Annotated in this window: 11 protein-coding genes; 4 read left to right on the plus strand and 7 right to left on the minus strand. The window is 35.0% G+C overall.

The window, feature by feature from the left end:
• Positions 1–47: 47 nt before the first annotated feature.
• The 6 genes from ACNFU2_RS07820 to ACNFU2_RS07845 form a co-directional block, all read right to left on the minus strand.
• A complete protein-coding gene (locus ACNFU2_RS07820) occupies positions 48–899 on the minus strand; it encodes a GIY-YIG nuclease family protein (protein WP_418124550.1) in 852 nt (283 codons plus the stop codon).
• Positions 900–982: 83 nt separating this feature from the next.
• Positions 983–1348, minus strand: coding sequence for a transcriptional regulator (locus tag ACNFU2_RS07825; RefSeq protein ID WP_418124552.1), 366 nt, complete (start codon positions 1346–1348; stop codon positions 983–985).
• Positions 1349–1443: 95 nt separating this feature from the next.
• On the minus strand, positions 1444–3063 hold the full coding sequence (locus tag ACNFU2_RS07830) for a type I restriction-modification system subunit M (RefSeq protein WP_418124554.1): 1620 nt from the start codon (positions 3061–3063) through the stop codon (positions 1444–1446).
• Between the two features lie 2 nt (positions 3064–3065).
• Positions 3066–4139, minus strand: coding sequence for an AAA family ATPase (locus tag ACNFU2_RS07835; RefSeq protein WP_418124555.1), 1074 nt, complete (start codon positions 4137–4139; stop codon positions 3066–3068).
• Position 4140: 1 nt separating this feature from the next.
• Positions 4141–5349 (minus strand): restriction endonuclease subunit S, encoded by a 1209-nt coding sequence (locus tag ACNFU2_RS07840; RefSeq protein ID WP_418124557.1) that lies wholly within the window; start codon positions 5347–5349, stop codon positions 4141–4143.
• Positions 5342–8359 carry a type I restriction endonuclease subunit R gene (locus ACNFU2_RS07845; protein ID WP_418124559.1) on the minus strand — a complete coding sequence of 1006 codons (3018 nt, stop codon included), beginning with the start codon at positions 8357–8359 and terminating at the stop codon, positions 5342–5344. The genes ACNFU2_RS07840 and ACNFU2_RS07845 overlap by 8 nt, the downstream gene beginning before the upstream one ends.
• 800 nt (positions 8360–9159) lie before the next feature.
• On the opposite strand from ACNFU2_RS07845, the gene ACNFU2_RS07850 reads away from it, so the two are divergent.
• From ACNFU2_RS07850 to ACNFU2_RS07865, 4 genes are all read left to right on the plus strand, one after another.
• Complete coding sequence (locus ACNFU2_RS07850; protein ID WP_418124561.1) at positions 9160–9864, plus strand: hypothetical protein; 705 nt, start codon at positions 9160–9162, stop codon at positions 9862–9864.
• Complete coding sequence (locus ACNFU2_RS07855) at positions 9851–10495, plus strand: hypothetical protein (protein ID WP_418124563.1); 645 nt, start codon at positions 9851–9853, stop codon at positions 10493–10495. The genes ACNFU2_RS07850 and ACNFU2_RS07855 overlap by 14 nt, the downstream gene beginning before the upstream one ends.
• Entirely contained in the window at positions 10465–11214 is a 750-nt protein-coding gene (locus ACNFU2_RS07860; RefSeq protein WP_418124564.1) for a sensor histidine kinase, read from the plus strand. Before ACNFU2_RS07855 ends, ACNFU2_RS07860 begins: the two co-directional genes overlap by 31 nt.
• A gap of 267 nt (positions 11215–11481) precedes the next feature.
• Complete coding sequence (locus ACNFU2_RS07865) at positions 11482–12162, plus strand: response regulator (protein WP_418124566.1); 681 nt, start codon at positions 11482–11484, stop codon at positions 12160–12162.
• Between the two features lie 185 nt (positions 12163–12347).
• Here ACNFU2_RS07865 and ACNFU2_RS07870 read toward each other — a convergent pair whose 3' ends face one another.
• Positions 12348–13034, minus strand: a complete 687-nt coding sequence (locus tag ACNFU2_RS07870) for a hypothetical protein (protein WP_418124568.1) — start codon at positions 13032–13034, stop codon at positions 12348–12350.
• Positions 13035–13037 lie beyond the last annotated feature (3 nt).

Raw genomic sequence — 13037 nt, forward strand, 5'->3', positions numbered from 1 at the left:
ATTTAATTGATAGTAGGGGATATTTAAATCAAATTTCAAAAAATAAATTATAAAGTCTCCAAAGATTTTAATTGAATTCCTTCTTCTGTTTTCCATTCTAAAGGACCACTTGCAGACCTGGCTAATGTAGCTGCCGCAGCTCTTGAAGATGAGGTAAAAATGTAATCTTTCGTTAATTTATAAAAATCACCTTCTATTTGTAGTAATCCTTCCATTAACATATCCCTCCTTTCAGCCGAGATACTATTTGTCAAGGAAGGTTGTTCTGTCATCATCAAAAGAGAATCTTTATACATAATAAAACCTTCTGTTGATGGACTTCCTTTACTATTCGCCCCTGCTCCATTTTTGCAAAAGAAAATTTGAGGTGTAGCTCTTCCCTGTTCAACTGTTTCTTCTAATGATTCAAATATTTTGTATCCTAATGACGCTGTCAACACTTTAATGTTAGATAAGAACTCTTCTAATTCTGCTTGCTCTGCTTCTGACAATTCTGGCCGGGTAGGCGTATTTTGATTAATATTATAACGTCCCGCATTTATAGCTAAATTGTATAAATGATTTTCTAAGTACTTTACACTAGCCTTATTTAGGTATTTATCTTTACTGCCAAAGAAAACTACTTCATTCCAAAAATCAGTAGTAGCAATATGTTGAGATAAACGGCTTGCCATAATTTCAGCTTCACCAATATAAGCAGTGTCTTCATTATTTTCTCCCTTCCCAAGCAATACATATACACCCTGTTTCTGGAATTCCGGGCGATTACTGTATTCTCTTATCTTAATACGTGGTACCTTAATCCCAATACCCGTCCAATTACTAAGTTCTGCAGTAGTAAGTCCATTAGTAGTACCATCTACTAAAAATAGCCGAATGGTTTTGCCAAATGTGTTCATAATTATAGTTTTTATAAATAAAAAATACTGCCTCACTGAGGCAATATTTATTTTTATATTCTATTCTTTAAAATAAGAATAAATTATTTTTCTGATTTTAATTTCTCAACTTCCTGTTTCAAAGTTTCAACCTGTTCTTTCAAGAGTTTAATGTAATCCTGTAGATTATCCATTACCTGATTAGGAACATTATAGTAATTGCAGTGAATATTTGCAGTAGCATTATCACTAAAGTTATCATTATTTTGTACTACTGCTGCAACCCTTTCTTCTTTAATTTCCTCTACCGGAACGTCTAACGCTTTTGCCAACTTCTCCCATTCATCATCAAATATTCTTACATCGCCGCTCTCCTTTCTACAATAATTAGAAACATCCGTAGACAGGATATTAGACATATATTCCTGAGTGTATCCTCTTTTCTTTCTTAGACTTCTTAGTTTTTCCATAATGATGGGGTTGTGTGTTTTTACAAATATAAAGAAAATATGATATTTCATTAAATAATTACAGTGACCTTGGAAATAAAAAATTTTCTAGCTTTTTAAATGAGAGGAAGCCCTAACTCTTTCAAAAACGCATTATGTTTTTCTGTAGCTTCTTTAATCTTTTTGTTGATATCAATTAGATTATCATTTACTTTTTTCAAGTCAATTTTTTCTTCAGCTATCGCAGTACTTACATATCTTGATATATTCAGATTATAGTCATTCTTTTCTATTTCACCCATGGAGACTTTTCTTGAATAACGTTCAATATCTACACGGTTTTTATAGGTATCTACAATTCTTTCTATATCTTCCTCACGTAAATGATTCTGCTTTTTTCCTTTCTCAAAATTCCCATCAGCACTTGCATTGATAAAAAGTACGTCATCATATTTCTTACATTTTTTCAGTATTAAAATACAAACTGGAATTCCTGTAGAAAAGAATAAATTAGAAGGTAATCCAATTACGGTATCTACATTATTATCTTTTAATAGTTTGGTACGAATTCTTTGTTCTGCACCTCCTCTAAATAAAACCCCATGTGGTAAAATGATTGCCATTGTTCCATCTTGACTCAAAAAATGAAGACCATGCAATAAGAAAGAAAAATCAGCCGCAGATTTCGGTGCAAGACCATAATTCTTAAAACGGAAATCGTCTGCTGTTGTTTCATTGGGCTCCCAACTTAAACTAAATGGGGGATTAGCAACAATCGCATCAAACTCCATTTTTTTTGCTGGATTCATTTCATTAAGAATATCCCAGTCATTAAGCAAGGTATCACCATGATGAATATCAAATTCAGTATCTTTTACACCATGAAGAAGCATATTCATTCTTGCAAGGTTGTAGGTCGTTATATTCTTCTCCTGTCCGTAAATTTTACCTATCTGCCCATCATTTTCATCTTTTAATTGTTTTTTTACGTTAAGCAACAATGAGCCTGAACCACAAGCAAAATCTAAAACCTTATCTAATTTGTTTTTAGGTCCTGTTTTAGGATCCTGGCTATCTAATATTACAATTTTTGAAAGAATATCGGAAATTCTTTGTGGGGTATAAAACTCACCTGCTTTTTTACCTGACCCAGCAGCAAATTGACCAATTAAATATTCATATGCATCACCTAGAATATCAGTTTTGGTAGAGAACTTGGCAATACCTTCTGATATTTTTGAGATAATTGTACATAACTTCTTATTTCTATCAGTAGGTGTTTTTCCTAGTTTTTCAGAATTCAGATTAATTTCAGAGAATAGTCCCTGAAAAGTGCTTTCAAATGATTGATTTTCAATATAACGAAATCCTTCATCTAATGTTTTTAGAAGATCAGTGTGATGAGTCCTCGCCATTTCAGCGATATTGCTCCATAAATGATTAGGTTCAATTACATAATGCACTTTGCGACGCATCTGTTTTTCGAAATCTTTTACATCTTCCTTATTATTTTGATACCACACTGATAAAGCAGTTCGGTTATCATCTGCTGCCAATTTTGGATAATCTGAACCCAATTCTTTTTTTGCAGCAGTTTCATAATTATCTGATAAATAACGCAAAAAAAGGAATGAAAGCATATAATCTCTAAAATCATCAGCATTCATTGCACCTCTTAATTGATCTGCTATTTCCCAAAGGGTTTTCCCTAATTGTTGTTGTTCTTTTAGTGTCATTCTTAGAATTTAAATTTATATTTAAGAATAATTTTTTCTAAAATATCTTTAAAGAGATTTTCTTCATATTCTGACATTTTATTTGATTGTGTTTTGTAGGAATCTTTATGCGACAAGGAATGAATTCTGTCTCCAATTATATTAGGATCCTCGTCTAATTCTATCTGACTTAATGAATATCCTATTCCCCCTTTCCCTAAAAATGATGATATGTTTTCAAGAAGCTGCCTTAAAAGAACAAAATGATATGAAAATAATTCTGTTCTGGCTGCTTGATCTAAAGTTTTAAGCAAATGAAGATGAAATAGAAAGGCACCACCTTTCTTATTTAACATTAATTCCCCTTTTGCGTTTCTTTCAAGCAAAAAAATAGCTGTATCAGATTTGTACTTATCACTTTTTTGACCTTTCATCATTCTGTCTGCAAGAATTGAAAATAAACCAATATGGTGAGTCGTGAGAATAATTTTCTTTTTAGGATAAGTATCATTAATTAATTTTGTAATTGATTCTGCTGTTGTAAAGATATTATGTTCATCCATGCTAGAAACAGGATCATCAATAAAAAAATGTGCATCTTGTTCTTCAGACCAAGAGTCTGTTTCAAAAAGTGCTAAGAAAAAACACCATATGAATATTCTTTCTTCCCCTCTTGATATTTTTATTGGTTCTTCGGTGTCTTCATTTACATAAAAAGTAATTGATTGTATTCCCTTCTCTCTATCTCCATCTTCATATATATTAAGTTTAAATTTATACCTTGGATGATAAAGAGATAATTTTTCTTCAAGTAAATCGGAGTCTAATAATAGAGAGTGATATTTATTTAACGAACTATAAATAATATCAAGCTTTATATTTTCATTATTGTGCTCTTCATCATTATCCCACACAAATAGATCTTCACTATAAGCATTATAATACACCCCAGAATGATTACCATCATTATTTTCTTTTGTTATGTCTTTAAAGGCTACGGATAATTTTGTTTTTCCAGTTGCATTAAAAGCATAAATCAAACATATAGTTTCTGGAATTTCACTTATTTGAATCGCTATTTCTTTGATATTCTTCATTTTAGTTTTTTACTTTAGGAAATAATCTTTGCATTAATCCTTTTTTATGATCTTTTAGTTGTTCTATTTTATCAGTTTGTGAGGAAATTAAATCATCTATAGATGATAAACATTCTGCTATTTTTTGTTGTTCTTTCTGATTTTGTGGTAAAGGTATTGGAATAATATCCAATTTTCCTCGATTAAGTTTAGGCTGAGCAGCTCCAGTTAGAAAATCTTGAATATTAATAGAATTAATATATTTCTCCACTAAAACGTGAGTGTTGTAATTCTGAAATTTTAAAACATGAGCATGATTATTAACCCAAGTTTTATCCTTTATTGTAAAAGCAATTGGATAATTTCTGTCAATTAAATTAGCACCATCTTCAGATATACATAATAAGGTTTCATTAAAAATATGATCTTTAACATAATCAATTATACCAGATGCTCCATAGTAAGGAATACTTCCTTTTTCTCTTTGATTTGATGTGATAGGAATTCTTTTTGAATCTAAATTCTCTGCTAATTTTCCCAATGTTATTAGCTTCCAATCCCCATCATTCACAAACTCTGGAAAACGAAATTTTGGAACCGTTTCTCCTTCCTGTGGGAAGAGATTTTGTAATAATCCTTTTTTATGATTTTTGAGGGCTTCTAATTTATCATTGTGTGATGTAATTAATTCATCTAAAGATGATAAGCAATCTGCTATTTTTTGTTGTTCTGATTTTTGTGGAGCTGATGCAATTATTTTAGTAATTTCATTCTTCCCAATTTCAGGAAATGTTGATCCTGAAGAACGTTTTATTAATTCTTTCTTATTAAATTTTAACCAATAGTACCAAAATACATTAATTTGATCTTTATTTACAACAAGTGATTGAAATCCTTGATTAGTTGTACAAGGACTTATTGAAATCCCAACATCTCCTATAGTTGCTCTTGTAGTAATAAGTAATGCTCCTATAGGAAGAAGTTTAGCTGAAGAATTTTGTAATCCTTTCAATGTAATTTTTCTTTTGCTATCAACTAAATTTCTATTTTTAACTTCTGTCGGAGTATACCATAAAATTTCTCCATCCCAATAGTCTTCTATTGTTGTATCTGGAGTACCTCCACCAATAAACTTTCCAATTTCTCCCAACTTTTTCTGTTCCCATTCACCATTATTTTTAAACTCAGGAAATCGTAACTCCGGCACCAATTTATTTTCTGTCTTATTCATATGCTGTCAATCCTGATATTTCTCGCCCTTGGGCTAATTTTTTTAATTGTGGGATAAGGTCTTCCATCAATGCTAATTCTTTTACACGGCGTTCTTTCCAGCTTAATTCTAATGGTTCTAAGAGATCCGTTAGTTTTTCTCCATCAAAAATCATTCGGCTGATAATATCATCTGTAAAGGTTTTTAAATATGCTGTTTCTAAACCATGTTTATGAGCAATAGTTGCAAGTTCTTTAGCGTTCTTTTCAACTTTAAAAATCTCGTAACCTTGTTTTAATTGCTTTTCATCTTGTCCCTGTTCCCAATCTAATCCGTTGATGTAATCTGTCAAATCTTCCTTTTCATCCATCAGGTTAGAACTGGAGCTTAGCAATTTTATCAATTGCTCTTTGGTCATTTTCTGCTTTTTAGACTTAGGATCTGTATTATCAGCGATTAATCCCATAATGTAATCGTAATCTATCAATGCAGAAGCAAATAGAACAAATTCAAAATCTAATTGTTGAATTCCCAAAGGAGCATTTTCACCTTCTTTTTGCTGTATTTCCCTCAATTGTTTAGCAGTTTCCAGATAAGAAGCGCGATAAGAACGTAAAGTATCTTCCGGTAAGATTGTTTGGATTAATTCTTTCTGTTCTGCATCTAAATCAGTATACTGATCGAGTTGAGTTCTTAATCGTTGAACTTCTTTGAAGTTTTTTACAAAATTAATACGAGCAGCATCCCCTTTTAAATTATATACTTCTTGTGGCTCATTCACCAGATTTTGGCTTTCCATAAAAATGCCCATCGCTTCTACAGCTTTTTGATATTTTTCTATGATAACAGGGGCAGGATCTACTAACCAAATTTCTCTTGATTTACTTTCATTACCTTCTCCTGAGAAAAGTTCAATGGCTTTATTAACTTGCTGTTGCTGTGAACGGAAATCTAAAATGTTACCATATGGTTTGGTATCATTCAAAACTCTGTTTGTTCTCGAAAAAGCTTGTATTAAGCCATGATATCTCAGATTTTTATCAACATATAATGTATTGAGATATTTGGAATCAAAACCTGTAAGGAGCATATCTACGACAATCACAATATCAATTTTGTTCTTGTGAGGATAGTCTTTATTGCTATACTTATGATCTTTGATGCGGGTTTGTACATTTTGATAATAGCTATCAAATTCATTAATGCTGTGATTAGTACCATATTGTTTATTATAATCAGCAATAATGTTCATCAAAGCTTTTTTCTTTTCCTCAGGATTTATTTGATTATCAGCTTTTTCCTGTTCCAGGTCTTCCTGCAGTTGTTTTACATCTGCAGCATTCTTTTGGCTTTGCTGATCTCCACTTTTTGCAATTAGTTGAGCTGGTGGCGAGAAAACACAGACAATGTTCAACGGAATATAATCAGGATTCTCTGCTTTTTTCTTTTCCTGTAATGTTTTAAATATATTATAATATTCAATTGCATTATTAATAGAAGATGTTGCAAGAATAGCATTAAATCTTTTGTAATGTGTTGCAGCATCATGTTTTTCCAAAATAGCTTCTGCTACAGCCTGTTGAGCAATAGCTTCGCCAGGTTTAGCATTTGCAGTTCCTTGTCCTTTGTAAAAATCAATATGAAAACGCAATACATTTCTGTCTTCTATTGCATTGGTAATGGTGTAAGGATGTAAAAGTTTCTGAAAAATATCTTCAGTTGTTTTATAGGAAGCTAATTCACCATCTACTTTTTTATAAGTGGAGTTATCATCAAAAATTGGTGTTCCGGTAAATCCAAATAACTGAGCATTTGGGAAAAATTCTTTAATAGCCTTATGATTGTCTCCAAATTGAGAACGATGACACTCATCAAAAATAAAAACAATTCTTTTATTTTTTAAGGGTTCTAATCGCTCTTTATAAGTTTGGCCATTTTCTTTTCTGAAATTTCCATCAAGTGCCAGACCTAATTTTTGAATGGTTGTTACAATTACCTTATCAGAATAATCATTCGATAGTAACCTTCTTACTAAAGTTTCCGTATTGGTATTTTCTTCAACACTACCTTCTTGAAATTTATTAAACTCCTCACGAGTCTGGCGATCAAGATCCTTTCTATCGACTACAAATAAACATTTTTCTACATCTGGATTATCTTTAAGAAGAGTAGAGGCTTTAAACGATGTAAGTGTTTTTCCACTTCCTGTTGTATGCCAAATGTAACCATTGCCTCGGTTCTGCTCAATACAGTTTACAATAGCTTTTACTGCATAAATCTGATAAGGGCGCATTACTAAAAGCTTTTGTTCGCTTTCTACCAGCACCATATATTTGCTAATCATTTCACCCAGTGTGCATTTAGATAGAAATTTATCTGAAAAGTCATCTAAGTGGGTAATCTTCTTATTATTTTCATCAGCAAACTGATAAACAGGGAGAAACTGTTCATCTGCATTAAATGCAAAGTGTTGATTTCTATTATTCGAAAAATAATAAGTATTGGTTTTATTACTGACAATAAATAGTTGCATGAAACAAAGCAGGGAATTGGTATAGCCATTTCCAGGATCATTTTTATAATCCACAATTTGCTGCATTGCCTTCCTTGGAGTAATGTCCAGAGTTTTCAATTCAATCTGAACTACAGGAATACCATTAATAAGAATAATAACATCATAACGATGGTTACTATTATCAGTATCCATTCTCAGTTGATTGATTACTTCAAATTCATTTTTGCACCAATCCTTAATATTCACTAATGTGTAATGAAGTGGCGTTCCATCTTCACGTTGGAAATATTGCTGTTCCCGTAATAGTTTGGAGGCAGCAAAGACATCAGGATTTACAATCTCATCTCTTAATCTTGCAAACTCTGCCTCACTTAGCCTCACACGGTTTAAAGCTTCAAATTTTTCACGAAAGTTTTTTTCAAGACTTTCTTTATCTCGAATATCTTGTCGATAAATATATTTTAAATCTGAAAGTTTAGTGATGAAACTTTCTTCTATATGGTTTTCTCGTGTCATTATTATGGAATGATAATAATAGTTTAAACCCCAAAGATACGTTAAATTTATAGAAGGATTGACTCTTGATGAGCTTACTCTTACTGTTTTTGAACTATGATAAATTTATTATTAAAACTATAAATTGCTCTTTATTTTTAATAGATAATAATTACATTAAAAGACATCTTTTTATTGCAAAAGCAATCGTAAAAATAACAAGTAAAAAATATTAGACCAATTACTCATCCCTACATCCTACACTGTGTATCTATACCTTGATGACTTGTCATATGTGCTGGTACATTTTATTGATTTTGATTATTAATAGCAATAATTTCTTAAAAAAACTCTGATCGTTGATCTTAGCAGGTTAAAGTTGGTATACATGATCCATATAGTATTGTTCTTGATATTTATAGTTTTGAGAAAACTTTACTGATAAAAGCTAACTTCATTTTCCAACAAACTTTCACCCACCATCAGTTCACTCCAGGGTATTCCTAACAAATGTACTCAACAAAACAGGAACAGCAATCCGTAGAAAAACTGATTTTTTCAGAAAGAAAACAACCTCTTTAGCTGAAAAACAATTAAAAAAACAAAAATAATTCACATTACAGCCGGAATTCTCAATATTTACAAACAATTATATATCAATACATTAATCAACACAACACCGTTCTCAAAGCTACCTCATTCGACCGGTAATTCACAATCCGGCAACACAATTTCTCCTATTTCTTACCCGCGTGATTTAAAAACCATTTTTTTTGTAAATTTCAAAAATAATTTATTATTATTTACAAATAACTAATACCATGACAACTGAAAGTATTTACCAATCCATTAAAAAATGGAAAACTTTAATTGACGCTTACAAGAGCGGAATTGACGGAAGCGAGGCGGAAATCCTGGGCTATCTCAATCAAGGCACCCACTTTTCGGTTTCCGGAAAGGAGATCGACCAATGGAAAATTAATCTTGGAAATTCAGAAGACCCAAAGGTCCATGCGTACCTGGGTATTGATGAGGACCGGCTTAAGTTCTTCCTGATCGATTCCGAAAGCGATAAGACCTCAGATTTCACTGATATTGTCATCAGGGAGTTCACCCGCGATTCCCCCAATGTCACCGTACAAAACACCACCAACCTGGAAATTGATCCGCCGATCACTTCGGAATCAGCGATCAACCGCAATTTCAGATGGAATATGTATTGTACGACATGGCTGAAGGCCCAGAAAGTTCAGGACTTCGTCCAGATAGTAGCAATCCCGTTTGCAGATTTTGACCGCCTGGGACTGGATGGTGATCAATCCGGCACCTGTTTCTTCGGACTTACGGATGATCCTGAGAATGCCTCTGTCTTCGCCTATCATGTTGAGATCATTACCGTAAGAGACCTTACGATCAGCGAAATGAGTAAAACCGCAGAGAACTACTCTACTCCGCGACCTCCGTTTACTGCTGCTGACCCTGTTGACAATTACCAACTTTTGAAAAAAAGCGGTGCTTTCTTATAATGACCTATCCCTCTGTTTACAGGTACTGATCAACCTCACCCTATTCACCGGGCTGATCCTATTGGTAAGAAGGGGGATAACCTCCAAGGAAGCGATCCTGCTATTCCTGCTGGGTGAACTGGCCCTGGAACTGACGGACCTCGTGGACCGCCTGCTGAAATTAAACACACTGAACACCTACAACTATGCATTGAGCCAGTCTTTTGGCCTTATAATGCTCACCGAGATCTACAGCAAATACTGTATCAAGCTTCCCCAACCGCTCAGGTGGATGATCTACCTCTATGCTGCGGTATTCCTGGTCATCAATATCGTGAATGTCCGGGACCATACACCAGCTACCTTTTATTCCAACATCATCAGCAGTATTATCATCTGTAGTTTTGCGGCAGCGTATTTTGTGAAGGTATTGAAAAGAGGGAGGGTAGAAAAAAGCGTGTTGATCTTCAACATCTCTGTTTTTCTTTTTTTTTCTGTTGAATGCCTGATCTCCACGACTTTTGATTTCCTGATCAGCAATCACCTGGAATGGGTGGCTCCGATCTGGCTTTTCAGAGGGATCCTGTTATGGTGTTTTTATCTTGCTCTTATTAATCTGGGATGTTGCAGTGGGAAAATCCGGGCCTGGTAGTTGAATGGATATGGATTGGCATTGGTTTATTCCTTTTAACAACAATACTGATCACCGTATTGGTGGTGAACTACCTGAAAAGCATCAGAAAAAGCAGGCAGAAAGTAATGCAGCTCGTCCGCAACACCCAGACGGAATGCTGGGAAAACACCCTGCACATCCAGGAAAAGGACCGGGAACGTCTTGCGGAAGAACTTCATGATAACATAATCTCCAACCTGAACCTGATCCGCCTGAACATCAATCATAAAAACAGGGATGAACTGAACCTGGATCTGAAACAGTCGATGCAGCTGATCCGGGAATTATCCCACAACCTGACGCCTCCGGATCTGGGGGAGATTACGTTAACGGATCTGATCGCCGATTACCTGGACCAGATCAGTAAAACCATAGAGATCGATTACCGTCACAGGGTTACCGATGCATCGATCAGCAGTCCGGTAAAATTAAATATGTTCAGGATCGTCCAGGAGCTGGTCACCAATACTTTAAAACATGCCAATGCCACCAGGATTGATGTATCACTAAGGATATCCCTGGAATACCTGATGCTGACCATAGAGGACAACGGAAACGGATTCCGCCAGGAAAACAATTACAACGGGATCGGCCTCAGAAATATCCAGTCCAGGGCACAAAAGATCAGCGCAGCGTATAAGCTGAAGTCGAAACCGGAAAAAGGGACAAAGTTTATAGCGTGTATGATGATAGAGTGATGAGAGTTCTAAGGTTGGAGGGTTTGAGAGTTTGGGGGTTTGAGGGTTTGAGGGTTTGGGGGTTTTGGAGATGGCGGGTGAGAGAGTGAGGAAAAGTGGAAAATTGAAAGTGGAAAACTGTGAAAAGGCAGAATTGCTGAAGGGCTAAAAAGCGGAAACGTGAAATCGTAAAATTGTAAAATGGCGGAAAAGCAAAGGGGCGAAATGACTGAAAGAGGAAAAAGCAAACTCGCCTATTTGCTCATTTGCCTAAATAAAAATGAAAAAATGAAAAACTTAAAAATTAAAATTGGTATCGTAGATGATGACCTGTTGTTTGTACAACTTTTAAAAAACTACATCGATCAGGATGATCGTTATGAAGTGGTAATGACCTCAACAAGTGGTCATCATTTTCTGAATGAAACGAACCTTGATCTGCCGGACGTCCTTTTGCTGGACCTCAGAATGGCTAACGGGGACGGTATTGAAGTCATGTCCGCCCTGCCACAAAAGGAGGCGGAGGTAAAAATCATTGTCCTTTCCAGCTTTTACCGCCGGTCATTTATGGGACAAATGCTGAAAATGGGAGCCCATGCTTTTTTATCCAAGGAAATTGAGCTTGATGAGCTTTTAAAGGTGATTGATGCAGTGCATCATCATGGCCATTATTTTTCCGATGAACAGGTGGATGTGATGCGCGGACAGCTGTCCAATAAGCTTCCGGAGTTTCATGCCTACTCTAAAGACGATCTTACGGAAAGGGAAATTGATGTATTGCGATTGGTTTGCCAGCAGCTCAGCACCAAAGAAATTGCAGATCATTTATTCATCTCTCCCAAAACAGTGGAGACCCACAAAACCAACCTGATGATCAAAACCAGTGTGAAGAATATGGCCGGGCTGGTGATCTATGCGGTACAGAATAATTTTGTGAATGCTCACGAGATCGTACTGCTGGATAAATAGCTGGAAAACGGTGGTTGAGAGTTGAGAGTTGATGAGTGATAATTGATGAGTGATGATTGATACTGAAGAGAATACAAATTTGTGAGGGTTATTTTTACCGGTTATACAATTTGTATTCTTTTTCAGTATTATCTGTTTTGAAAGATCATTTTTGAAATTTGCCCTGAAATTATATTGCAGGAGCACTAATTCCTGATTTCTTCAACCGTATGCTTTATACGGGGAAGGTTACGGTATTCTCTGTATGCTTCTATATTGGCTCTTCCCATATTCGGAAATACCCAGCTTCCAAAACCTTGATTTATCGTAGAAAAATTATTGTATCCACCTCCTTCAAGGATAACATATGTATTCCCGTCATTCTCATCTACAAATGCCAGATCCAAATACCCTTCACTGAAAACGTGTCCCGGCTCAGCATAATTTCTCATCGTCATGTTTTCATCATCATGAGTCATTCTTACCTGTCCGCCGAACATAGCCGTTGTGACTACGTTCTGACCTCTTCTTCCCATGAATACCCCTCCTTCCCCTCTCATCGCACCGGGTACTGTTTGCCCTACAAAATTCTTTGAATGTTCAAAAAGCAAACGTGCATTCAAATCGTAATCAGTAGGTCCTGCCAGTATTTTAAATTTAAATTTATGCTCGTCGTAACAGATCTTCCAGCTCAGGGCTCTCCCCAGAATACGGAAAGGTTCTATGAACGGTGATCCTATTCTTCCTGCGGGTGATACAATCTGATCAACAAAACGAAGTTGAGGGGCAAATTGCGGCAAACGCAAGATGTGTCTGTACACCGGTGTTGCATTATCCCAACGGACGCGCATAGCTCTTGTTACCAGCACCACTCCATCTTTTAAAAATCCCATATT

Source organism: Chryseobacterium sp. PTM-20240506, from assembly GCF_048296755.1.
Classification (GTDB): domain Bacteria; phylum Bacteroidota; class Bacteroidia; order Flavobacteriales; family Weeksellaceae; genus Chryseobacterium; species Chryseobacterium proteolyticum.

Bases quoted from the DNA above. Each gene is read 5' to 3' on its own strand.
- ACNFU2_RS07870 (WP_418124568.1), bottom strand. From the start codon at position 13,034: ATGGGATTTTTAAAAGATGGAGTGGTGCTGGTAACAAGAGCTATGCGC.
- ACNFU2_RS07820 (WP_418124550.1), bottom strand. From the start codon at position 899: ATGAACACATTTGGCAAAACCATTCGGCTATTTTTAGTAGATGGTACT.
- ACNFU2_RS07840 (WP_418124557.1), bottom strand. From the start codon at position 5,349: ATGAATAAGACAGAAAATAAATTGGTGCCGGAGTTACGATTTCCTGAG.
- ACNFU2_RS07835 (WP_418124555.1), bottom strand. From the start codon at position 4,139: ATGAAGAATATCAAAGAAATAGCGATTCAAATAAGTGAAATTCCAGAA.
- ACNFU2_RS07860 (WP_418124564.1), top strand. From the start codon at position 10,465: ATGTTGCAGTGGGAAAATCCGGGCCTGGTAGTTGAATGGATATGGATT.
- ACNFU2_RS07865 (WP_418124566.1), top strand. From the start codon at position 11,482: ATGAAAAACTTAAAAATTAAAATTGGTATCGTAGATGATGACCTGTTG.
- ACNFU2_RS07845 (WP_418124559.1), bottom strand. From the start codon at position 8,359: ATGACACGAGAAAACCATATAGAAGAAAGTTTCATCACTAAACTTTCA.
- ACNFU2_RS07830 (WP_418124554.1), bottom strand. From the start codon at position 3,063: ATGACACTAAAAGAACAACAACAATTAGGGAAAACCCTTTGGGAAATA.
- ACNFU2_RS07850 (WP_418124561.1), top strand. From the start codon at position 9,160: ATGACAACTGAAAGTATTTACCAATCCATTAAAAAATGGAAAACTTTA.
- ACNFU2_RS07825 (WP_418124552.1), bottom strand. From the start codon at position 1,348: ATGGAAAAACTAAGAAGTCTAAGAAAGAAAAGAGGATACACTCAGGAA.